20 protein-coding genes, 1 pseudogene and 3 other annotated features are annotated in these 22,987 nt (G+C 34.5%); of the genes and pseudogenes, 3 read left to right on the top strand and 18 right to left on the bottom strand.

The window, feature by feature from the left end; all coding sequences use genetic code 11:
• Positions 1-19: 19 nt before the first annotated feature.
• The 11 genes from Q3V31_RS16435 to Q3V31_RS16385 form a co-directional block, all read right to left on the bottom strand.
• A complete protein-coding gene (locus Q3V31_RS16435) occupies positions 20-3,136 on the bottom strand; it encodes an MMPL family transporter (RefSeq protein WP_141534517.1) in 3,117 nt (1,038 codons plus the stop codon).
• Positions 3,137-3,386: 250 nt separating this feature from the next.
• Positions 3,387-3,953 carry a TetR/AcrR family transcriptional regulator gene (locus Q3V31_RS16430; protein ID WP_001107286.1) on the bottom strand — a complete coding sequence of 189 codons (567 nt, stop codon included), beginning with the start codon at positions 3,951-3,953 and terminating at the stop codon, positions 3,387-3,389.
• Between the two features lie 127 nt (positions 3,954-4,080).
• Positions 4,081-4,536, bottom strand: a complete 456-nt coding sequence (locus Q3V31_RS16425; protein ID WP_090813576.1) for an NUDIX domain-containing protein — start codon at positions 4,534-4,536, stop codon at positions 4,081-4,083.
• Between the two features lie 109 nt (positions 4,537-4,645).
• Positions 4,646-5,806: a GNAT family N-acetyltransferase gene (locus Q3V31_RS16420; RefSeq protein ID WP_139265928.1), complete on the bottom strand. Its 1,161-nt coding sequence runs from the start codon at positions 5,804-5,806 to the stop codon at positions 4,646-4,648.
• A 276-nt stretch (positions 5,807-6,082) separates the two neighbouring features.
• Positions 6,083-6,568 (bottom strand): SpoIIAA family protein, encoded by a 486-nt coding sequence (locus Q3V31_RS16415; protein ID WP_000879137.1) that lies wholly within the window; start codon positions 6,566-6,568, stop codon positions 6,083-6,085.
• Positions 6,569-6,606: 38 nt separating this feature from the next.
• Positions 6,607-7,896, bottom strand: coding sequence for a 3-phosphoshikimate 1-carboxyvinyltransferase (gene aroA, locus Q3V31_RS16410; protein WP_000665532.1), 1,290 nt, complete (start codon positions 7,894-7,896; stop codon positions 6,607-6,609).
• 15 nt (positions 7,897-7,911) lie between these two features.
• Positions 7,912-9,012: a prephenate dehydrogenase gene (gene tyrA / locus Q3V31_RS16405; protein ID WP_000335160.1), complete on the bottom strand. Its 1,101-nt coding sequence runs from the start codon at positions 9,010-9,012 to the stop codon at positions 7,912-7,914.
• The gene (gene hisC / locus Q3V31_RS16400) at positions 9,005-10,105 is read right to left on the bottom strand and encodes a histidinol-phosphate transaminase (protein WP_090813579.1); all 1,101 of its coding nucleotides are present in this window, start codon (positions 10,103-10,105) and stop codon (positions 9,005-9,007) included. Before hisC ends, tyrA begins: the two co-directional genes overlap by 8 nt.
• A gap of 17 nt (positions 10,106-10,122) precedes the next feature.
• Complete coding sequence (aroC, locus tag Q3V31_RS16395; protein WP_001269415.1) at positions 10,123-11,295, bottom strand: chorismate synthase; 1,173 nt, start codon at positions 11,293-11,295, stop codon at positions 10,123-10,125.
• A 53-nt stretch (positions 11,296-11,348) separates the two neighbouring features.
• Positions 11,349-11,568: a binding site (T-box leader), on the bottom strand.
• Between the two features lie 9 nt (positions 11,569-11,577).
• Positions 11,578-12,654, bottom strand: a complete 1,077-nt coding sequence (locus Q3V31_RS16390) for a bifunctional 3-deoxy-7-phosphoheptulonate synthase/chorismate mutase (protein ID WP_001273571.1) — start codon at positions 12,652-12,654, stop codon at positions 11,578-11,580.
• 194 nt (positions 12,655-12,848) lie between these two features.
• Positions 12,849-13,083, bottom strand: a binding site (T-box leader).
• 54 nt (positions 13,084-13,137) lie between these two features.
• Positions 13,138-13,374 (bottom strand) — a binding site (T-box leader).
• Positions 13,375-13,482: 108 nt separating this feature from the next.
• Positions 13,483-16,995, bottom strand: a complete 3,513-nt coding sequence (locus tag Q3V31_RS16385) for a DUF4020 domain-containing protein (protein ID WP_090813580.1) — start codon at positions 16,993-16,995, stop codon at positions 13,483-13,485.
• 151 nt (positions 16,996-17,146) lie between these two features.
• Here Q3V31_RS16385 and Q3V31_RS16380 point away from each other — a divergent pair, with 151 nt between their 5' ends.
• Positions 17,147-17,584, top strand: a complete 438-nt coding sequence (locus Q3V31_RS16380; protein WP_033656767.1) for a YndM family protein — start codon at positions 17,147-17,149, stop codon at positions 17,582-17,584.
• A gap of 161 nt (positions 17,585-17,745) precedes the next feature.
• Here the strand turns inward: Q3V31_RS16380 and Q3V31_RS16375 are convergent, their stop codons facing one another.
• The 3 genes and pseudogenes from Q3V31_RS16375 to Q3V31_RS16365 all read right to left on the bottom strand — a co-directional run bounded on the left by Q3V31_RS16375 (position 17,746) and on the right by Q3V31_RS16365 (position 19,172).
• Positions 17,746-18,270: a cysteine hydrolase family protein gene (locus Q3V31_RS16375; protein WP_000709522.1), complete on the bottom strand. Its 525-nt coding sequence runs from the start codon at positions 18,268-18,270 to the stop codon at positions 17,746-17,748.
• 43 nt (positions 18,271-18,313) lie between these two features.
• On the bottom strand, positions 18,314-18,853 hold the full coding sequence (locus Q3V31_RS16370; protein ID WP_000898787.1) for a GNAT family N-acetyltransferase: 540 nt from the start codon (positions 18,851-18,853) through the stop codon (positions 18,314-18,316).
• 13 nt (positions 18,854-18,866) lie between these two features.
• A pseudogene (locus Q3V31_RS16365) lies at positions 18,867-19,172 on the bottom strand (YfzA family protein).
• Between the two features lie 376 nt (positions 19,173-19,548).
• Here Q3V31_RS16365 and Q3V31_RS16360 point away from each other — a divergent pair.
• Positions 19,549-20,052, top strand: coding sequence for a kinase (locus Q3V31_RS16360; protein ID WP_000843216.1), 504 nt, complete (start codon positions 19,549-19,551; stop codon positions 20,050-20,052).
• A 29-nt stretch (positions 20,053-20,081) separates the two neighbouring features.
• Here Q3V31_RS16360 and Q3V31_RS16355 read toward each other — a convergent pair whose 3' ends face one another.
• The 4 genes from Q3V31_RS16355 to Q3V31_RS16340 are packed head-to-tail and all read right to left on the bottom strand — an operon-like array spanning position 20,082 to position 22,352.
• Positions 20,082-20,756, bottom strand: coding sequence for a hypothetical protein (locus Q3V31_RS16355; protein ID WP_000177657.1), 675 nt, complete (start codon positions 20,754-20,756; stop codon positions 20,082-20,084).
• A 37-nt stretch (positions 20,757-20,793) separates the two neighbouring features.
• A complete protein-coding gene (locus tag Q3V31_RS16350; RefSeq protein WP_090813581.1) occupies positions 20,794-21,207 on the bottom strand; it encodes an SMI1/KNR4 family protein in 414 nt (137 codons plus the stop codon).
• A gap of 34 nt (positions 21,208-21,241) precedes the next feature.
• Complete coding sequence (satA, locus tag Q3V31_RS16345) at positions 21,242-21,808, bottom strand: streptothricin N-acetyltransferase SatA (RefSeq protein WP_329765625.1); 567 nt, start codon at positions 21,806-21,808, stop codon at positions 21,242-21,244.
• A gap of 52 nt (positions 21,809-21,860) precedes the next feature.
• A complete protein-coding gene (locus Q3V31_RS16340; RefSeq protein ID WP_000529637.1) occupies positions 21,861-22,352 on the bottom strand; it encodes a hypothetical protein in 492 nt (163 codons plus the stop codon).
• A gap of 248 nt (positions 22,353-22,600) precedes the next feature.
• On the opposite strand from Q3V31_RS16340, the gene Q3V31_RS16335 reads away from it, so the two are divergent.
• Positions 22,601-22,981: a VOC family protein gene (locus tag Q3V31_RS16335; RefSeq protein WP_090813583.1), complete on the top strand. Its 381-nt coding sequence runs from the start codon at positions 22,601-22,603 to the stop codon at positions 22,979-22,981.
• Positions 22,982-22,987 lie beyond the last annotated feature (6 nt).

Here is a 22,987-nt window from a genome sequence, read left to right as displayed (position 1 = left end):
TCTTTAAAGGGGGATTCTTTTATTTTCTATTACTTAATTTCTTTGTATAATTCTTCATTTTACTCGTTAACCCTATTAAAGCAGGTAACAATATTGGCATCACGATTAAAGCTAATAGTAAAAGTGCAACACCAACAACGGATGCTACTTGTATAAGTGTCAATACTCCTGAAGGGACTAATGCTGCAAATGTTCCACCTAAAATAAGTGCTGCTGATAATACGACTCCTCCTATGTGACGAGATGCATTTACAATTTTCGTTACTGAATCCCCTTCTAGCTCATTGTATCGCATCATTACAAAAATACTATAATCCACTCCTAAAGCGACAATCATAATAAAGCTAAAGAATGGAACATTCCAGCTTAATGACCCTACGTTTAATAAGTGTGCACTAATTTGTTCACTAATACCAAGTGATGCAAAGTACGCTAATATTAATGATCCAATAATAAAGATTGTGTTTAAGAATGAACGAGTAATAACGATTAATACAATCGCAATTCCAATTAACATAATTGTAGCAGTACGTAAGAAATCCTGCCCGGTTACTTCTTTTAAATCAACGTTTCTAGCTGTTGTCCCGCCGATCGCTTTTTTTGCTGATTTTAATTCTGTACCATTTAACGTACCGTCTATCGTTTTATTAATTTCTTGAATGATTGGCATCGCTTCTTTTGAATACGGATTTACGTCTAAAATGATTGTCATTTTAGCAATCTTTCTATCATGTGACATGTACGTATTCAATGCTTTTTGGAAATCTTCTCCCTCTAAAACTTCTTTTGGAATATAAAATTTCTCAGAGCTTTTTGATTCATTAAGTTCGCCTAAATATTTCTGAGCATCCCCTAGGCCGTTACTTACTTTTCCAAGCCCTTCTGTACTTTTAGATAATCCTGATTGTAATTGCCCCATCTGTTCTTGCAGGTCTTTCAGTCCAGTTAATAACTGTCCTTGCCCCTCGTTTATTTTCGTTAATCCGGATTGTAACTCAGCTGATTTGTTCGCAATTTGTTTTGAACCTGTAGCCCCTTCGTTTAATCCGTTTTTCAGTCCAGTAGTTCCTTTTTGTAACTCGTTAACGCCATTATTCATTTCTTTTAAACCATTATCGACTTTCAATAACGATTGATTCGCTTCTTTAAATGAATTCATCGCTGCTTTATGCTGCACCGCCAATTGATTTAATTCTTTTGAAAGTCCAGTTAATTGCTTTTGAGCTTCTTTAGCAATTCCTATCGTTTGCTGTATGTTCGGATCATTTGCTAATTCTGGTTTCGTTTGAATGAAATTAGTCATTAACATTTCAATTTGTTCATAACCTTTTTTCGCACCATCAATCGCTTGAGAAATACTTCCGAAATATTGATCGTAAGAACTTAAACCTTTTTCTAACTGTGCATAACCAGCATGAAGCTGTGAAGTTGCATTTGATAATACACTTATATTTTCGTTTACTGAAGCTAAACCACTCTCGATTTTCTGTGCTCCTTTTGCACCGTCGTTTATGCCATTCGATAATTGATTTAAAGCAGTTCCTAATGCTGATACACCGTTTTTCGCCTCGTTCGTTCCATCAATTAACTTTTGAACATTTGCGAGACTATTTGAATCATTACTACCCATTTTATCTTTCGCATCCGTTAATCCATCATTGATTTCTTTTATGCCACCATTGGCATCTCCTAATCCTGTATTCAGTTCTCCCGCTTGTTTATTTATATATAATTCTTTTATCTTATCACCGGTTGGACGCGTCGGTGAATATACCTCTGAAACTCCTTTAACTTTCGAAATTTTATCAGTTAGTTCATCTAAAGTTTGTAGAGAAGTCGCCTCATCTAACTTGTTATTCGATTGAATGACTAACGTACTTGGTGAAGAAAAACCAGGAGGAAAATGATCTTCTATTACGTTAATCCCCATCTTTGATTCATACTTATTATCTACTTCAAATAAATCATTGTAATTAAGTATGTTAGAGTATTTTAATACGAAAGGAATCGATATCACGAATACAATGATTAAAGCGACAAATGGCCTTGCTACTGAATTTTTCGCAAGAAATCCCCATAAGCGACTATCCTCATGACCTTTAAATGTTTTAACTGGATAAAACATTCCTTTTCCTAAAAGCACCATAAAAAATGGATTTAACGTAGTTAATACGAGTAGTAATACTGCAACACCAATTGCTACTGCTGAAGTAGATTGATATAATTTAAAACTCGCTAAAGCAAGAGATGCAAAGCCAATTAGTACTGCTATCCCGCTATATAAAACGGTTTTACCTGCCGATTTAAACGTTTCTTTCGTAGCCAAAAATGCATTTTCTTGTTTACTTAATTCTTCTTTAAATCTTGTATATAATAAAATGTTATAGTCTGTTCCCACTCCAAACAGGACGACTACTACAAACACTTGCGTAAAGTTTGAAAACGGAAAATTAAATTGATCTACAAGATGGGCAATAATCCCCATTGAAATTAAATACGAAACACCAACTGTAAGAAGAGAAATAATCGGAACAACTGGTGAACGGAATACAATGATTAATACTACAAGAATGAAAATGATTGAAATAACTTCTGTCTTTTTCACGCCCTCTTGAGAGGATGTAAGAAAATCACCCGCTATTAAATCACTTCCTGTTAAGTACGTTGTAACTCCTTTCGTTTGTACTTTTTTATGAAGATTATTTGCAACTTTTGATATTTTACCATGTTTTTTATCTACCGATATTTGCGTTAAAACAGTCGTATTATCTTTCGAAATTAATTGTTTTTCCAGGTCTTTATTATCTAAATGTGAAACTACTTCTTTAATTCCTAATTGCTCTTTTTCATTTTGCAGGGCATTGATCGTTTTCGTTATTTCCGCTTTTTGCTCATTTGTTAAAGCCTTCTTACTTCCACTATTAAAGACAGCTATAATTTCATACTTTTCAGCCCCTTCTTTATCCATCTCTTTTATCATCTTGTCAGCAATACTGCTTTGTTCTGTACTAGGGATTGTGATTTGCCCTTTTTCCTTCACTAACTGATCCATATTAGGCATCGTTACGACCATTGCAATAGTAATAACTATCCATAATAGGAAAGATAAACTTCTCCAACTTTTTAGCTTGCTCATTTGAATCATCTCCTGTTATTAGAGTTTCATGGTGCATAGAGAATGAATATTCATTCCTTATTTTTGAAAATATCATTTAGGAATGAACGTTCATTCCTATTATCCTATTAAATTTTTTTCAATTCTATCAAACCACTACCTACGGAATGAATATTCATTCCTTTAATTGTGCAGATATATCATCTCCTGTAATCGTTTTTATATTTATTTAGGAATGAATGTTCATTCCTGTCCTTATAAAGCTATAGAATCAAATGATTCTAATAGCATTCCAAGAGCTTTCTTCCAATTCTTTTACTAATTCTTTTGAGTATTCTAATTGCCCTGTTGCCATTACTTTAGTTAATTTTTCTAACGGTTGATATACAATAATAATTAAAGCAACTGGAGGCAATGGACGGAGAAAACCTTTTGCGATTCCATCTTCTATAATATTCATAAAGAAGCCTATAAAATCGTCAAATATTTTGTTACTCTGTTCATCAAGAAAATAACTATCACAGTGAGAATTTGTAAAAAGAAAAGCATCCACATTGTTTCTCGCAAATTCAAATAAACGGTTATAAATATGACTAAACTGTTCACGAATATTTGCTTCAACAGGAAAATCAGTTTTTAGTATTTCAGATAATTGCAACATGCTTTTTGAAAATAGTGAGTTAACGAGTGCCTCTTTATTTTCAAAATAACGATAAATAGTACCAGCGCCGACATTTGCTTTTTCAGCGATCATCGGAATTGTCGTACCATCGTAACCACGCTCTGCGAAAAGTTTTATAGCAGCATCAAAAATATCCTCTTGCTTATTTTTAGCCATTTTTCTCACCTCAATTTTCAGGAATGAAAATTCATTCCGTTTTTAATTATAAATTACATGGATTAAAAGTCAAGTGTGTGAATAAGCTAATATGGCATTTATCCAAAAAATACACTCAATTAGGTTATTAATACATTTTTTGCGTTATCCCTTCAAAAAATTTCTTTGTATCATCATGACTTAAAACCCTCAATACATCTTGTATCTTAAAAAATTGAACTTGACTTATTTCATTATCTTTTGGATGTAAATCTATTCTGTCACCTATATATTCTACATAAAACATAGTAGTTTCTTGCTCTTCATAGCCAATTTTCATTTTGAGTTCTTCAGCAAAGCCAAAGCAAATTTTATCTTCAAATTTCTTAATAACTTTAAACTTTGTAGATCCAGTTTCTTCTTCCAGCTCTCTCAAAATAGCACTCTCTAAATCATTATCTGTATGTTTCACTCCACCTTTAGGAAAATCCCATTCCCCCTTTGACATAGCATTTTCTCCATCTATGTCGCTAATTTTCACCTTATGTACCAATAAAAATTCACTGTGTTGGAATACGACCGCACCTACAGCTTGCCTAATCATTCTATTTTTCCTCCTAAAATAATGATTTCACTCTATTAATAGAAAAGTACTATAATATAAAGGTTATCATTATAGTACTTTTCTACTCATACATAGCACATGACATTAATTAAAAGAAATCATAAATAAACGGCTTACGCACTGGAACTAAATTCTCAAATGCACGTATCTCCTCATCACTTCCGCTAATTAATTCTAATTCATTTAGTTCTAACGGACGTTTGTAGCCAAACATTATTGTAGATAGTGCGTTTATATCCAGCTTAATTCCTCTGTCTTTTGTTTCTTCCTTTATAATTGTTATTTCATGATTTGCAAGCCTCACTGATACGTTATTCCACGGTGCAAATGAATCTGTAATATGTAAAATTACTTCTTGCTCTTCGTTGTTCCAGTTCCATTCATATTGTTTGAAAAACTGTTCTACATCTACAATTCTTCCCATGAAATATGGAGTTACTTCTGCTTTTACTCGTGGTTCTTGTAATGTGTAAAGAAGTGTTTCTGTCTCACTTAGTATCATTTCTAGATCTTTAATCATAGAATCATGTTGGCAGATGAAGTTCCAAAGACCAATTCTTGCTTCATTATGTAACGGAACAAATTCTTCTACTGTCATTTTATTATTTTCTATTTTATATAGCATGTAACCAGCTGCACTTTTATTTTCATCATAGTAAACTGCTAACGTTAAATCATCATAGACTGATTGTATCCACCATTTTTCGCTGCGAACTAGCATGCCTGAAAAACGTTCAGCAAATGATTCATATATTTTCTCTACTTCTTCTATATGGTTTTCTTTGTTGAATCGTTTTATAGTTCCATTCACTTGTTTTTTCATAATTAAATCGCTCTTTGTCATATGGCTTACGAGGCGATTCGCACATAGTTCCCATCCATATTTACGGTAAAATGACACTGCAAATGGATGTAACATCGATACTGTATATCCATCTTTTTTCATCGTTTGAAGTGAATGCTGAAGTAGCTCTTTTACATAACCGCTTCTTCTATACTCAGGATACGTTGCTACCCCTGCAACGCCACCCATTTTAAACTTTTCTTTTCCTATGTAAATATGAAAAGGAATTAAGTGCAACTTTGCAGCTAACTCTTCTCCTTCCATAATACCGTATATTTGATGGCTTTCCTTCATTCTTGCAATTTTCTGCTCTATCCATTCTTCATTTGCTTTATATTGAAAAGCATATTCTGATAAACGTAATGCTTCTCTAAACTTATCATCTTTTAATTGTATAACGTTCATATATTTCTCCTCCATTCCTCGTTTGAATTATATCATAATTCAAACTATTAAAGTTCGGTAAGTGAAATTACGAGGATGTTTCAACAAAAGACATCGATTTAGAAACAATCTAACATAAAGGCTCTTTTCAACTGCTTTCTGAATATTAAACGCCTTGCGTTCTCTTGGGTTTGCGAAGCTAAGAGGTACCATTGAAAGTGATGAAACTTATGACAACGGCAACATTACGGGCATAAAAAAACCAGTTGATTGAGAGAAACTGGTTCAATAAAGGTTTTATATTGGATATTCATTCAACCAAATTAATGCTTGTTCATAATCATCGAAAAATTTTACGGATTCTTTTGTATTGGATTGTTGTAAATAATTCATTATCTCCCCTTCTTCAAGGAGAAACGCAATTGCCTTACTGTGATTCAAAATGGTTTCATTGAAGAACTTATCTTTCCATGCTTTTTGAACAGAAAAATGATCTGGCGTGTATCCTTTTCTATCCACCAACAATTTGTATTTCCGACCCTCGGAAATGAATTGCTGACAAACCTGCTCGAAGCCATTAAACCATTCATAAACATCAGCTGTATTAATCTTACCAATTAGATGGGTAACAATTAAATCCCCTGAAACTGTTGTGCTGATATTCTGTTTACTCAACTTGGAATCATCTCCCTTAGTTACAATTATGCGTAAAAATCTCATAAAATCAATAAGGATAAAATTCTTACGCAATAAAGCAACATTATTTACGAAAAAAGCCAACATAAAAAAGCAGATACATTACATATCTGCTTCTCATCACTTTATTTAGCTAACGTTTGTAGTTCTTCAAAAAATGTAGGATATGATACACCTACCGCTTCTGCATCTTCAATTGTTGTTTCTCCCTCAGCAATACAGCCGGCAATCGCAAGCATCATGCCAATGCGATGATCTCCGTGACTATTTACTGCACTACCTTTTAAAGCTGATTTGCCGTATATAATCATTCCGTCATCAGTTGCTTCAATGCGGGCTCCGAGTTTCGTTAATTCCGCAACGACTGTATCAATACGGTTCGTTTCTTTTACTTTTAACTCGTGTGCATCTTTAATAACTGTAATGCCTTCTGCTTGTGTTGCCGCTAAAGCGATAACAGGAATTTCATCGATTAATCTTGGGATAATATCTCCGCCAATTTCAATTCCTTTTAATGAAGATGTTTCGATCGTAATGTTTGCAGCTGGTTCTGATGATCCTTCGTTAATTGGCTCTACAGTGAACATAGCACCCATTTTCTCTAAAACATCAATAATACCTGTACGTGTTGGGTTCATCCCTACATTTTGTAATACTAGTTTACTATTTGGAATGATTGCGCCTGCTACTAAGAAAAAGGCTGCTGATGATACGTCACCTGGCACTTGAACGTCTGTTGCTGTTAACTTTTGCCCACCTGCAAGTTTCACTGTTTTTCCTTCGCGAGTTACTTTAACTCCAAATGCTTCAAGCATTCTTTCCGTATGGTCGCGTGAAATATGTGGTTCTGTAACTGCTGTTACACCTTCTGCGCGAAGGCCTGCAAGTAAAATAGCTGACTTTACTTGTGCACTTGCTACAGGTGAAGTGTATTCAATTGCTTGTAAATCTCCGCCACGTATTGTTAGCGGTGTAAACGTTCCTTCTTCTCGGCCATCAATTTTTGCACCCATTTGCTTTAATGGATTTGTTACACGTTTCATCGGTCTTTTTGCGATGGACGCATCACCTTGTACGCAAGAGAAAAATGGTGTGTTAGCCAAAATCCCTGACATTAATCGGATCGTTGTACCAGAATTACCAACATCTAATACAGCTTTTGGCTCTTGCAAACCTTCTAATCCTTTTCCAATTACCGTAACTTCTTCTCCATTTTGCGTTATCTCTACTCCCATTTCTTTAAAACAGGAAATAGTACTTAAACAATCCGCACCAGGAAGAAATCCTTTAATTGTTGTTTTTCCCTCTGCAATTGCGCCAAACATGACAGCGCGATGGGAAATTGATTTATCTCCAGGGATTGTAATTGTGCCATTCAATCCGTTAGTTACTGTTTGTATTGTAGTTTCTTTCACGTTATCACCCTCTTTTTAAATTGTTTCATACGTTTGGTATTCTTCTTTTCCTAGCGCCAGCTTTGCCTTCATGCGATCTTCTTCTCTTTGGAAGCTAATTCTAAGTACCCCGAGCAATCCTTCGCGTGCTTCTAAAATTTGCAAGTTTGTAATGCTAATTTCCTCTTCTGCTAAAATACTCGTAATATGAGCTAAGGCCCCTACTTTATCTAAAACATCGACGTATAAGTCATGATAGGCAGGAATTGCACCTCTCTTTCGCACTGGTAAAGAATCACGGTATTCTTTTGCGTCAGCGAAATAGTTTTGTATTTCACCTGCATCTCCTTTAGAAACAGTCTTATATAACTCTTCCATTTCTGAGATCCATTCTTCTAATAGTTCCAATAAATGCCCGCGATTTTGCTTTACAATATCACTCCACATTTTCGGGCTACTTGATGCAATGCGTGTAATGTCTTTAAAACCACCAGCCGCTAGTTGATGAATAAGCGGATTATCACCAGCATGTTTCTCAACTTGTTTTACTAATCCTGCTGCGATAAGATGCGGAAAATGACTAACGATCCCTGTTACATAATCGTGTTCTTCTGTATTTAAAACGAGAAAATGTGATCCTGTTCCTTTTAACCATTCTTTCAACTCTTCTACTCGCTCATCTAATACATGATTCATCGGTGTTAAAATGTAAAATGCATTTTCAAATAAATGCGCCTTCGCACTTTCAACTCCTGTTTTGTGAGAACCTGCCATTGGATGTCCACCGATAAAAGCAACTTTCTTTGATAATAAAGCTTCCGCTTCATTCATGATTGTCCCTTTCGTACTTCCTACATCGGTAACAATAACATCTTCTCGTAAATGAAATGATGCAAGTTTGTGTAATAACTTTTTCGTTTCTTCAACTGGAGAGGCAAAGACGATTAAATGTGCCTCTTCACATGCACGCTGTAAATCTACTGCTACTTCATCTACTACATGTAATTCTTTCGCACGCTCTACTTGCTCTTTAAATATGTCATAGCCTGTTATCGTTACGTCGTGTTCTTTTTTAATTGCTAATGCGAGAGAACCTCCTATTAAACCTGTTCCAATTAATACTACCTTTTTACACATTTGCCTCATCTCGAGACTTACCTTTTTTATTTTCAAAGTGTTCTTTTAACACTGAAATCACTCCTTCATTTTGTTCCCTAGTTCCGATTGTAATACGGACACCATTTGGGAACGGACGAATAATAAATCCTGCGTGTGCACAAGCTTCATAAATCTCTCCCCCATTATCCACTGGTAAGAAGATGAAGTTTGTTTGCGACGGATAAAATGGAATTTCGTTTTCCTTACAAAAACTTTCGTATTGTTGTAATCCCTCTGTATTAACACGTACAATTTCTTCAATAAACTCTTCATCGTTAAAAGCAATCGTCGCTGCTTTTTGCGCTAATGAAGATACGTTAAATGGCAAACGTACGACATTTAATTTCTCGATTAACTCTTCCTGTCCAATCGCATAACCAACTCGGAAAGAAGCTAATCCGTACGCTTTAGAAAACGTTCTAAGTACAAGAATGTTGTTATGTTTTTCTAGAAGCGGTAATGTCTCAGGGAAATCTTTTGCTGTTACGTATTCATAGTACGCTTCATCAATGACAATTAACGTATTTTCACTAATGCTTTCAATGAATTGAGTCAATTTTCGCTCATTCACATATGTGCCTGTCGGGTTGTTCGGATTACAAATCCAAACTATTTTTGTATTGTTATCAACGGCTGACGAGATTTCGTCTAAGTCGTATACACCGTTATTTAAAGCAACTTCTTTCACTTCACAGCCTTCAATAATTGCATGATGACGGTACTGTGGGAATGTCGCGCCAGCCGTTACGATGTTATCTCCAGCTCGTAATGCTGCGCGACTTATTATTTGAATGACCTCATCTAAACCACTGCCGCAAAGTATTTGTTCCATTTGAACATTTAATTTGTCTGCGATTGTTTGACGGAGCGTTGTAGCACCTCCGTCAGGATATAAAGCATGTTCCAACCACGATTTTTGCAACTCTTCTAAAACTCGTGGTGAACAACCGAATGGATTTTCATTCGATGCTAATTTCACAAACGAATGATCTCCGTATACTTCTTTCATTTGCTCTGGGGATTTACCTGGTTTATATGGTTGTAATGATGATAGTTGATCTTTTACTTGCATGTTAAACCCACCTTTTTTTAAAATTCTTTTGCGTATTTGTTATGTTGTGTAATGTTTTGCTTTAATAATTCCATACGATCTTTTCCGAATTGTTCGACTAGTGCATCTGCAAGTTCCCATGCCACAACAGATTCAGCTACTACACCTGCTGCTGGTACTGCGCAACTATCAGATCTCTCAATACTCGCTTGGAATGCTTCTTTCGTATCAATATCTACGCTTGCTAACGGTTTATATAATGTAGGAATTGGCTTCATTACGCCTCTTATGACAATTGGCATTCCCGTTGTCATACCGCCTTCTAAGCCGCCGGCATTGTTCGTTTTTCTCGTGTATCCTTTTTCTTCATCCCAAAGGATTTCATCGTGCACTTTACTTCCTGGTTGTCTTGCCGCTTCAAAACCAACACCAATTTCAGCACCTTTAAATGCATTAATACTCATAATAGCACCAGCAAGTTTTGCATCTAATTTACGATCGTAATGAACGTAGCTACCAACGCCAATTGGCATACCTTCTGCAATTACCTCAACAATACCACCGATTGAATCTCCGCTGCTTTTCGCATTATCGATTGCATCCATCATTTCTTGTTCTACTTCTTTATCTAAACATCGAACAGGTGAATTTTCAGTTATCGTTTTAATTTCTTCAATTGGTAAGTTTGAAATATGCTTCGCTTGCACTCCACCAATTTCAAGCACATGCCCTGCAATTTCCACACCTAACTCTTTCAAAATTTGTTTTGCAACTGCACCAGCAGCTACACGAACTGTCGTTTCTCTTGCAGATGAGCGCTCTAATACGTTTCTTATATCACGATGACCGTATTTAATAGCTCCGTTTAAATCTGCATGTCCTGGACGTGGTTTTGTAATTGTACGTTTCATTTCTTTACTTTCTTGCTCTGAAATCGGGTCTGCACCCATTACTTTCGTCCAATGTTTGAAATCATCATTTTTTACGATTAACGTAATTGGTGAGCCAAGTGTCATCCCGTGACGAACACCACTTACAATTTCAACAGTATCTGTTTCAATTTGCATGCGTCTTCCGCGCCCATGTCCTTTTTGTCTTCTTAATAATTCTTTATTAATATGTTCCGCTGTTAATGTTAAACCTGCCGGTACACCTTCTAAAATAACCGTTAACTGCGGACCATGTGATTCTCCAGCTGTAATGTATCTCATTTCTCTTGCCCCTTTACTATTTTTTTGTACAAAAAAGTCCCTACTGAGCGCTCAGTAGGGACGATGTTTATCGCGGTACCACCCTAGTTGTAGACAACTATCGTCTACCTCTCTTCTTCTTTAACGATCGTTTGACCGTCTTCCCCTCCACAAATTGGCGGGAAAGATGCTCCAAGGCTGTAATTCATGCTTACCTTTGTACTGATTCACACCGGCCATCAGCTCTCTTTAACAGTGAGATAAGCACTACTGTTTCCTCTTCAGCGCATATATGATATGGAATTAAGATAATTTATTTTTGAAACCTTTTAATTCATCCATGAATCTATGGAATTCCGGAATATCCATTTGTTGCGCAGAATCTGATAAAGCAACTGCTGGGTCTGGATGTACTTCCGCCATTACTGCATCTGCTCCAATAGCAAGTGCTGCTTTCGCTGTTGGTAATAGTAAATCTCTACGTCCAGTTGAATGTGTTACGTCAACGATAACTGGTAAATGTGTTTCTTTCTTTAAAATCGGAACTGCTGAAATATCTAATGTGTTACGTGTCGCTCTTTCGTATGTGCGGATACCGCGCTCACAAAGAATAATTTGGTCATTACCTTGCGCAATAATGTATTCCGCTGCGTTAATGAACTCATCAATTGTTGCTGCTAATCCACGTTTTAGTAATACTGGCTTGTTAACCTTACCTACAGCTCGTAGTAAATCGAAGTTTTGCATGTTACGTGCTCCAACTTGAATTACATCAACGTAGTCTAGCGCCATTTCAACATCGTTCGGATTTAAAATTTCACTAATAATCGCTAAGTCGAACTCATCTGCTACTTGGCGTAAAATTTGTAATCCTTCTACTCCTAAACCTTGGAAATCGTATGGAGATGTTCTCGGTTTGAAAGCACCACCGCGCATTAATTTTAGCCCTTGATCTTTCATCGCTTGCCCTACTTGGCGAACTTGCTCTAAGCTTTCTACTGCACAAGGTCCCATAATGAACGTTTGTGTTCCGTTTCCAATCAATTCGCCTTTCACATTAACGATTGTATTTTCTTTTTTCTTTTTACGTGATACTAGTAACGCTTTACGGTTATCATCTTCTTGTAATTCTAAGCTTGCTTTGAAAATCGTTTTGAAAATATGTTGAACCGTTGACGTTTCGAATGGTCCTTCGTTATGCTCTGCGATCATATCAAGCACTTCACGCTCACGTACTGGGTCAAAACGTTTCGTACCTTGTACTTGTTTTTGTTCCCCGATTTTTTGAACGATTTCACCGCGTTTGTTTAATAGGTGTAATAGTTGTAAGTTAATTTCATCTACCTGTTTACGTAATTGATCTAATTCATGATTTGCCATTTGGAAATCCTCCTCTAATGTTTTAAAAGTATAGTAAGAGAATGAAAAATTCTCTATTTTCAGAACTGGTTAATTATACAAATTTAAAGTGGAATCGATACCTCTTCTTATTTTAAACTAATAATTACCATAAAGACACTAACTACTAGTTAATAAGCCACTTTTTTGTACAAAAAAGCCCTACTGATTCAATCAGTAGGGACGATATTTATCGCGGTACCACCCTAGTTGTAGACAACTGTCGTCTACCTCTCTTCATTGTTAACGATCAATGTGACCGTCTTTCCCTTCATAAAGATACATATCTTTACTACGAAAAAGATGCTCCAGGACTGTAATTCGCTCTTGTTTTTGTACTGGTTCGCACCAACCACCAGCTCTCTGTTACAGGGAAACAACAACTACTGCTTTTCCTTTCAACGCATGTTTATTATATTTTCAAGTTGGACCGTCAAAATACAAAAAGTCCCTACTGAATAAATCAGTAGGGACGATATTTATCGCGGTACCACCCTAGTTGTAGACTAAATTTCCGTCTACCTCTCTTCACTGTTAACGATCATTTGACCGCTCTTTCTTCATAAAGACAATTGTATCTTTACTACGAAAAAGATGCTCCAAGACTGTAATTCATGATTATCCCTGTACTGGTTCACACCAACCACCAGCTCTCTGTTACAGTAAGACTAACCACTACTGTGATCTCTTCATTGCACTTTGTTTATTCAAATGTTTTTGAAATTGAATAAGTATGATTCGTATTATAGAACGCTTTTTAAAACACTGTCAACAACTTTTTATTTATTTTTTTAAAATTCCGCTTTCACCCTAGAATTCTTCGTGCAAATTCTCCATTACTATTCCGATACGAATCATCTCATTTTCAATTAATTTTAATACGTGTTTTTCTACTCCATACTGGGTTAATTGTTCTTTTATTTGTATGATTTCCTTCTCAAGTAAATCAGCTTCTTGACGTGTTTGAAGTAAAATAAAAAAGACATTTGCATAAAGCCCTTTATATTCTTTCATGCCATTCTTCTTTTCAAGCATCTCAGTAAATAACTGTTTCATTTCCTCTTGATTGCATTGCCCTTCTACACCTAGAAATTTACTTGATATAATACAAAGTCCTTTTTCTAAAATTTCATCCATACATAATACAATACGTAAAAGCATCATATATTCTCTCGTAGTTATTACACCCATTTTCGGACGTTCTCTTAAAAATACACTTAGCCATGCTGTCCAAAATTTTTGTTGTTCTTTTCCGCTTAACGTTTTTACGTAGTAGCATACATACTGCATAAATTTAATTTTATTATTTTCGTTTACTTGCATTAAGAGTGGGTATAACCAATCTGTTTTTTGCTCCCAATACAGTACACATTTAATAAATACAAAGCTAAGCCATTTTAAAAACGCTTCTCTCGTATACGGGTGCAGCACCTCTAAATGTTCTACCGCATATTTAATATATCTCTTTATTTCTGTAAATAGAGGTAAATTAATTTGCGTATAACATAATCCCGCCCACGCATATTTGGTCAGCTCATTTTCTTTCTTTAAATCTAAGTAAGGTAATAAATATTTTCGACACCATTGCTTCTCAATATGGTATAAAAACGTAATATCTGCTGTTAAACGAGTTAACATAAAGTTCGTTCTTTCCGAAGTAACCCTTACCTGTTCCTCAAATAAAAATAAATATTCATACACATTGCGATCATATAAGTGATCATACGCTAACAGTTTTAGTAATACAGCTGTCATCTTCCCAACAGGATGCTGTATAGACTCATTGTAAAACTCTTGTTTTCCAATTTTAAAATCTGTTTCCCCTTTCATAACTTGTGGAAATACTGAAAAAGCAAAGCGCTTTACAACCCGTATACTATTTTCTTCTAGCTCTTCTAATCGATTGCTAATTTCATATAGAAAACTACTAATTAGCCAATGAAAAGTAGTATTTCGAGAAAACTTCTGCAATAACGGAATAATCCTTTGAATTTGCTCACTCGTTAAATTCCTATTATTTCGCCATTCTCTAATACAAACAAACCAAACTTCATTACTAATTTCATGTACGCCTACTAGTTGATAAGCAAACGAAATACTCCACTCTACATTCAATTTACATGCTTTTGATAACATCTCTAAAAAATGGCGTTGCTCAAAAACACCATCTTGAGAAAACTGCAGAACTTGCTTCATTATTTCATCGTCTTTCAGCTGTAGTAATCCATCAGCTGTTACATTACAAGTAATGCTTTGTTCAATAGATTCTTTCTTCGGAACACTGTATCGATCAGAAGAAAAATGAGGGTGCTTCTGTTTCATTAATTCATATCCTTCTATCGTGCTTCGACTATTCGCATCGCATGCAAATAATGAATCTAATACGAGACAAGCATCAAACGCCCTCTCTTCTGCAAGATGTTCTAATACAGTTTGAATCACTTCTTCTTTTGTTTCTTCTAAAGCATCTGCATAATAATTCTTTAACAGTTGAAACACTTCATGTTTATATGTGAAATCTAACAGAAGGCCTTCATGTAGTAACCACTTCAATTTGACATCCGCAGTAACGAACACATTTTTATTCATCGCTTCAATCGCGATTCGCTTTTGAAGTATACTATCTGTTCCTATCATTTCTGTAATATAATAATCCGCTTTTTTCTCATTGTTTTCACATAAATATGTAAGACACTCTTTTACAATTTGAATTAAAAATGCGAGGTCATTTTGATAAAACTCTCTCTCCACATTATCCTTATTTCTTTTTTTCAGTGCTGTTTGTCTTAATGACAACAGGCGAATCTTTTCTAATCCCATCATCATGATGGGAACTGCGTAATAAGTAATATGCGGTCTCATCTTATCATTCCAAATTAGCTCCACATGAGAAAATTTAGACACCGGTAAACGACTCGATTCCTCTAGTTCAATTGATTCTTGCGTATCATTTCCCCATTTTCTTACACGCTTCAATTTAAGTTTTCCATCTAAAATAAACGTTAGTAACAATAAAGCAATTTCTTTATGCTCTGGGAAAGAACATTTTTGCAGTAAGTATGAAATCATTTCAATAGAGCTACTATCTTTTTCTGCCGTTTCTAATATAAGCAATGTCCATTTTGCAAACAACAAAGGATCCATCGTTTCTTTCGTTTCGTTCAAGTAAGTACAAATTATTCGCCACAATAACGGGGATATTTTAGAATGATTTTTAAAAATCAATTGAAATAGTTCTTTTTGATGAGTAAAAAGGAATTGCTCCACTAACCATTCTGCAATTAATTCATCTACTTCATCATAATTTGCTGTAAGCTGAAATAAATTTCTTAGTTTCCCCTCTGCTTCAAGCCATTCCACCCACTCATAATCACGAGCAAATTCAACAAAGTACCGAACTGTTTCGATTTTTTTTATTGATTGTTTTATATAGGATAATTGCTCCTGTTCTACTGATGGAGGAACGGTTACAATATCACGAATACGCATTCTTTTCGTAATATAATTATCACCCATTAATTCCGCCCATCGTTTCACCGCTTTCACAAGTGACTGGTGATTATTAGCTTTATTCGGATACACAATCGGTCTTATTCCTAAATGTTCCCAGTGGTATGTATTATCACCTTGTGCGACGAAAGCATAACGCCTTGTACTCGGTGGTAAACCTGTTGCTAAATATTTCATTACTGGGTCATTATGACTATAACCAACGAATAAAACGGTGTAATTAGAAAATAAATCAACTAAAAATCGTCTCGCCCAACCTTCTGTTAAGTAAGCCCTTCCAAAATCACCATCTGTTAAAATTAAAGCTTCTTTCTCCTGTTCTATATTTCCATGTATGTAAGCCAATCCTTTAAACGCTCTCCCTGTCGGTAAAGCTGGCGCATAATAAATATTCAGCTCTCTTTTCATTTCAGCAATTACAGATGTAAAATGTTGATCAAAGTTTGTCGTTACAATACGAACATCCGTATCTACTGGGAACAGCCTTGGAATAGCATAGTGTAATGGGTTTGGTTTTGATTTATCTATATTAACGAGATCTCTTGCAACTTGATGCACATCTTTCGTTTTCGCAATTTTACCAAGATAATAATCGTGGGGTTCTGTCATCTCACGCTTTTCGACATATAAAGCTTTCGAAATTTCATCAACTAAATCATCGAAATTCGGTAAGTTTGATTTCCCCTTCATAGAAACTCCTGCTCCAACGAATAATACTAACTTCCCTTGTTCAAGGTGATCGATTAACTCATCTGGAATTTCTACTTCTGAAGTTATCCACATCCCGGATTCCCCCTTACCTAAAAATGTCATACGCTCTCATTTTACTATAACATTTTTCTTCTGTTTTTTTAATATTTAAACAAAAATTCAAACATGAAAAAGTTTTATCTAAATAAATCAGTTCCAATGTATGAACTCCTGAATTTATTGTAAAACTATGTATAAATCGGAGGTGTAAATGTTGAATGATTTTACTGTAATAGTAATTAAATTTATATCGTGTATCATCGCTTTTAGTATCGGATTAGCTTTATTTTTCCCTGCTACGTTCGTCCAAATTATTTCTTTTAGTCTATTTGTCACAATCGTTTCTTATATGTTTGTTGATAAAATCATTTTAAATCGAATTGGCGATTCTGCTGCCATTATGACAAACTTTTTACTTACGTATTTAAGCGTTTGGATCTTCGGAAATATTTTATTAGACAACTACATGCAAATTGCTTGGGGCAGTATCCTTTCTGCCATCGTCTTTACATTATCTGAAGTAATTGTTCATCGCTTTTCTCATTCACGTACTCGTCATAACAACGATAATATTCGTATTAATCGCAGATTTGCATATGGTACGGAGTTTGCTGAAGAACAGAATGTGTTGGATAAAGATAAGAAAAAGTAACGTTTTGATGAAGGAGCTCCTTTTTGGTAAGGTGGTGCTCCTTTTTTACATTATCATTACGGTGAATGAAATTATATTTGCGATTTTTAAGATTAATCGATAAAAATAAAAAGAAGCTGTTCCAAATTTCCATTTAGAATAGCTTCTCCTTCAACACTTACTTACGCTTCTACTTTTAAATCTTTTAACGCAATAACATCTGCAAATGATCCCAACACGACGTTATGATGCTTCACAATATCTTCAGCACGTAATACATCTGTATCAAACGTGTTATGGGCATCACTTACTAATGTTACTTTATATCCTTCACTAAACGCTCTACGCGTTGTTGTATCAACACAGTACTCGGTTTGCATTCCTGAAATAATAACATGCTCAATGCCTTTTTCTTGTAAAACTTTGTTCAATTTCGTCTTATTAAACGAATCGGGTGTCGTCTTTTCAACGATACTATCATCCTCTTGCGGAGCAATTGCCGCATGTACTTTCCAACCAGCTGTCCCTTTTTCTAATGGATGATCTTTTGGCCCGTTATGTTGGACATAAATAACCGGAATACCATTTGAACGACATTCCCCAATAAGTTCTTGTAATGTTTCTAAAAATTTTTCCCCATTATGTACTGGGATTCCTGCTGTATACATACCCGCTTGCACATCAATTACTATTAATGCTTTTTTCATTTTACACAGCTCCCTTTGTTTGTATAAGCCCTTTCATAAATCATTATAATTGTTTATATTCCATCATCCAACAATCTTCTAATTTCCCCTCATGCAGTTCATGTTCCTTTAAAATCTTCACTTTTTTAAATCCGCATTTTTCATAACACTTTATCGCACGTTCGTTATTTACTTTAGGGTCCATTGCAATTGTTTCTGCCCCCTCTTCTTTCATAATGTATGTAATTGCTGCTTGAATGAGTTTTGTTCCAATTCCCTTTCCCCAAAAGGGTGGTTCACCGATAAATTGGTCCATTCCCCATACATTTTGTGATTCTTCATATCCATATAACGCTTTCCATTCAAAATCAACTGGATACATTTGAATGTAACCGATCGGCATTTCGTCGAATTCTACTAAGCATCTTTTTTCATTACTGTTTGGATTATGTATAAAATGAGCAAGTACCTTTTCTACAGATTGCGGATTATCTCGTCCTTCGTAATACTGTAAAACTTCTGGGTTTGTTAACCATGTGGAAATGATAGGTGCATCTTTTTTTATTACGTACCTAACCGATAAATTTTCTTTTTGAAATAGCATGTAGTACCTCTTATTAATTATTTATATTTTTTCTCAAGATTAAATCTTTAATTGCGCCTATTAACGCATTTGGTAGTAATGTTATCGCAAAAAACGCTGTAAATACATTAAATTGTGGGATTTGATATGGTACGAACCATTCCGTGAAAAATTGAGAGTTTAATATTGTATTAAAAAATTCTCCACCCGTTCTAAAGTGCGGTGCCCATGTAGTGACTTCACAAATAATAAATAGTAATTAAATACGTAAAACTGCCTCTAAATAGCCAAACCATGTCCGTTTCCATACAGGCTGTCCTTTTGTAATTATATCTCCCACCTACTTTATCCCCTCTTTATTTTTCATCACATTGATTATACACTTTATTTTGTGAAATTGTAAAAAAATTCTAAATAATACACAAAACATTACAATTGAAAACTACTTCTACTTTTATAATTTATATGTTGTCAGCGAATTCGTTTAACAGTTCACCCTGACAACATATCTGTACAAAAGTTTTATAGCAAAATAAGATTTGTCGATTACAATCTTTTAACTTACGATGAGTTTACCTATTCGCTATTCGCTGTATCTTTACAAATAAAATTTAAACTGTTCAACCTAGAACAAATGCCATAAACTATTACTTATCCAACTAAGAGATTTTCCCACATAAAGCGCTAAAAAACACTTACAATTTGGAGATGAGACTTTGAAATCAACATTAATCATTCTTCGAGGAAACTCCGCAAGTGGCAAGACAACGATCGCAAAAGAACTGCAAGAACATTTCGGGCAAGGAACACTACTAGTCTCTCAAGATGTAGTTCGTAGAGATATGTTAAAAGTTCACGACACAATGGGAAATCTGTCTCACGATTTAATTTTTGAAATTACGAAGTACGGAAAAGGAAAATGTGAATTTGTTATTTTAGAAGGTATACTAAACAGTCGTAGATACGGTGATATGTTAAAAGAATTAATACATTATTTTGAAGGAAACGCTTATACATATTATTTTGATTTATCACTTGAAGAAACAATTAGACGGCATAATACGAGAGAAAAAAGACTTGAATTTGGAGAAGATTTATTAAGTAAATGGTATAACCCGCACGATTCAATTGAAGTTGATAGAGAAACTATTTTTACAGATGATTTCACGCAAAAAGACATATTTCATGCGATTGTTAATGATGTGACGCAACAAAAATAAGACTGACTCATTATGTCAGTCTTACTTTATTATGTACCTTGTATTTCGGTTTTCATTAAGGAGCAATCTTTACATAAGTAATAATATATATTCATTTCCCCAAACTGAAAATCAACTACTGAAATAAGTTCCCGTCCCTCAAGATCTTGTGTAATTGTAGCAACATATTTCATCTCTTTCGAACAAGTTGGACATCCTAAATCTTCTGGAACATCACCATATAAAGGCGGTCCTAACAATCTACATACATATTCCGAACCGAATAAGTCAAAAGCTTCCCAGTAACTATCTTCATCAGTAGGTATATCTTCATTTTTCATATTCGTTAGCTTTACATTAGTTTTTGGAAGATTGGCCGGTAGCTTATCCTCAGCTTCCATAATCCACTCTTCCGTATTGTCTTGTTTTATTATTTGTACCGTTTTGCCCCCATTACTTAATTGAAAATATTGCGGCTCCCACACCATCGCACAATTTAAGCAAGAGACGAATGGTAACACATTCATTTCATCATTTTTAAGTTCAGCAAGTCTCTCATCTTTCAAATCAAAACAAAAAATTTGATGCATTTTCTCACCGCATAACTTACACAATGGTAATTCACAATCTTGACCACCGAAATAATGATTATATGAATCTTTCCCTTCCATTACTCTATACCCTTTTATTCCATCCCAATGTTCGCCATATAATTCCATTGTCATTTTTAATCCTCGCTTCATTTAAATCAATAAAATCTTTTCAATTTTCCTGAGTAGTTGCTGTGATAAAACCTTTTAAATCCTGGGCATATTCTTCAATCTCTGCATCTTCATGATACCAAAGATATATTACATCACTCATTACTCCTTTATTTATTTTGAAGCACAACTTATCCCCTGAACCATCATCACCAATTATAATAAGGTTTTCAGGTATATCTTCTTCTCTCATTTCAATATTTTGTCTAATAATATCATCCCATGTTTTTTTTAGATTTCTACTATCTTTAATAGGATATAGTATCCATTCCCCTATTTCAGCGTTATTAACTAATTTGAAAAGGTCTCTATATTGCTCTGGGAAAATAGCACCTAACTTTTCTTCCGTTTCCTTTATATCTATTTCGTCTACTCCTGTTTTCCTTGTTTGAATGATCTCTCTTACTTCTCTCATAAGGTACACCTAGCCTTTAACTTTACTAACATAATTACGCTGCAAATTTTAAATACCAATAAATCGCAACTTCATCATTTTTCTCATTTATCCCTTTATATACGAGAAAATCTAATCCCCCAATTACAAATCCACACTTCTCATAAAACTTACACGCTACAACATTATTATTTTGTGTTTCAAGCATAATACCTGGCATATTACCTTCTTTTGCCCACTTCTTTGCTTGTTCTATTAACCTTCTACCAATTCCGAGTTCTCGACATTCTTTATCCACTTTTATATCTTCTATATATGCATAGCGATTCCAATTCTTTTTCAATATGATAACTCCTACGATTTGGTTATGTAAAAGCGCTATGTAAATTACTTGATTAGAATTATTTATATATTCATTGTAAGCTAGTTCTTCTTCATCGTCATCATACTGATTTTCTGAATAACTTTTTTCATAACTAGGTACGTTTTCTACTGTATATTCTATTCGGTTATTTATTTTTGAAACAGAAAGCACTAACCGAGCATTCACTGTAAAACTATCATCAATTTCAGGTAAATGGTCTAAATCATTTATTTCTAGTTTTCTAATCACAAGGCTCATTATTTACTCCTTTAAGTATAAGTATTAACGTTTCGTCCCTCTCTTCCTTATACTAAATAGTTGTCGCAATTCCTGCCAAAAATAAACTTACAATTGCTAAAAATGGCGTTCCAGCTATTGCACCTCTTAAGTGAAACTTATAGTCTTTATATCCTTTCATTCCCTCAGTACTAGGAATAACAACAAACCTCGGAGTAATCCAGCAAAATATAAGCCAATCGATTATTAATAAATCTACTAAATTAAAAATCATTACAATCCCAAAAGTATGTAAATAAGCCTCAATATACAATAATTTCACATGGTGATGTAGTATATATGTAGAAATGAAAGGTGTTCCGAAGAGAATAATATTGTAAATAATTCCGAAATAAAACGTTTGTTTTTTTTCATTTATCGATTTTGGCAAAACTACTTTTTGAATATCTTTCGGATAATCATTTAACCAAAGGCGAGGGTTATAATATGTAGACCCTAATATCATAATAGATAGTATAAAAGACATGGAAATACCGACAATCATCATTTGTTCAAATTGCCCCACAAATGCCCCTCCTTATTTGAAATTTTGACGTACGTAATTCACTTAATTAGACATTGTATGCATGTTATGACTTAAAAATTATCTAATACCATTAATAAAACTTTTTTATTACAATCCGCTTTTTCCTATTTCTTGAAATATGATTGCAAATTTAATAAAGTGAACATCTAATTAGTGTTGTTCACCTCCGCTAATTACTACAGAGTATACTTTTTAAAATTTACATAAAGATAGGATTGGTGAAACGAATGAAAATCGAACATATAGCAATTTGGGTAAATGATTTAGAATTAATGCGTACTTTTTATACAAAGTATTTCAACGGCAAAACAAACTCTTTATATCATAACGAAGCAAAACAATTTGAATCATATTTTATTACGTTCGAATCTGGAGCGCGTCTTGAAATTATGCGTAAGAAAGGCATAGAAAACGAGCCTAACCTAAATATAACTGGCTATGCACATATGACTTTCTCTGTTGGTAGTGAAGAACGTGTAAATGAACTAACAAAAACGTTAAAAGAAGCAGGTTATCCTTTATTAAATGGACCACGTTTCACTGGAGATGGCTATTATGAAAGTGTAATAAGCGATCCGGGAGGTAATCAAATAGAGATTACTATTTAACTGTCG

This window comes from Bacillus nitratireducens (assembly GCF_036320425.1).
Lineage (GTDB): Bacteria > Bacillota > Bacilli > Bacillales > Bacillaceae_G > Bacillus_A > Bacillus_A nitratireducens.
The sequence above is the reverse complement of the archived record's forward strand: the minus strand, read 5'-3'. Positions and strand labels throughout refer to the sequence as shown.

Coding starts and splice junctions, on each gene's coding strand:
- Q3V31_RS16375 (WP_000709522.1), bottom strand. CDS start 18,270: ATGAAAAAAGCATTAATAGTAATTGATGTGCAAGCGGGTATGTATACA.
- Q3V31_RS16430 (WP_001107286.1), bottom strand. CDS start 3,953: ATGGCTAAAAATAAGCAAGAGGATATTTTTGATGCTGCTATAAAACTT.
- Q3V31_RS16350 (WP_090813581.1), bottom strand. CDS start 21,207: ATGAGAGAAGTAAGAGAGATCATTCAAACAAGGAAAACAGGAGTAGAC.
- aroC (WP_001269415.1), bottom strand. CDS start 11,295: ATGAGATACATTACAGCTGGAGAATCACATGGTCCGCAGTTAACGGTT.
- tyrA (WP_000335160.1), bottom strand. CDS start 9,012: ATGTGTAAAAAGGTAGTATTAATTGGAACAGGTTTAATAGGAGGTTCT.
- Q3V31_RS16390 (WP_001273571.1), bottom strand. CDS start 12,654: ATGGCAAATCATGAATTAGATCAATTACGTAAACAGGTAGATGAAATT.
- Q3V31_RS16335 (WP_090813583.1), top strand. CDS start 22,601: ATGAAAATCGAACATATAGCAATTTGGGTAAATGATTTAGAATTAATG.
- Q3V31_RS16385 (WP_090813580.1), bottom strand. CDS start 16,995: ATGACATTTTTAGGTAAGGGGGAATCCGGGATGTGGATAACTTCAGAA.
- satA (WP_329765625.1), bottom strand. CDS start 21,808: ATGAGCCTTGTGATTAGAAAACTAGAAATAAATGATTTAGACCATTTA.
- Q3V31_RS16425 (WP_090813576.1), bottom strand. CDS start 4,536: ATGATTAGGCAAGCTGTAGGTGCGGTCGTATTCCAACACAGTGAATTT.
- hisC (WP_090813579.1), bottom strand. CDS start 10,105: ATGCAAGTAAAAGATCAACTATCATCATTACAACCATATAAACCAGGT.
- Q3V31_RS16435 (WP_141534517.1), bottom strand. CDS start 3,136: ATGAGCAAGCTAAAAAGTTGGAGAAGTTTATCTTTCCTATTATGGATA.
- Q3V31_RS16415 (WP_000879137.1), bottom strand. CDS start 6,568: ATGTTGGCTTTTTTCGTAAATAATGTTGCTTTATTGCGTAAGAATTTT.
- Q3V31_RS16420 (WP_139265928.1), bottom strand. CDS start 5,806: ATGAACGTTATACAATTAAAAGATGATAAGTTTAGAGAAGCATTACGT.
- Q3V31_RS16355 (WP_000177657.1), bottom strand. CDS start 20,756: ATGACAATGGAATTATATGGCGAACATTGGGATGGAATAAAAGGGTAT.
- Q3V31_RS16370 (WP_000898787.1), bottom strand. CDS start 18,853: ATGCTATTTCAAAAAGAAAATTTATCGGTTAGGTACGTAATAAAAAAA.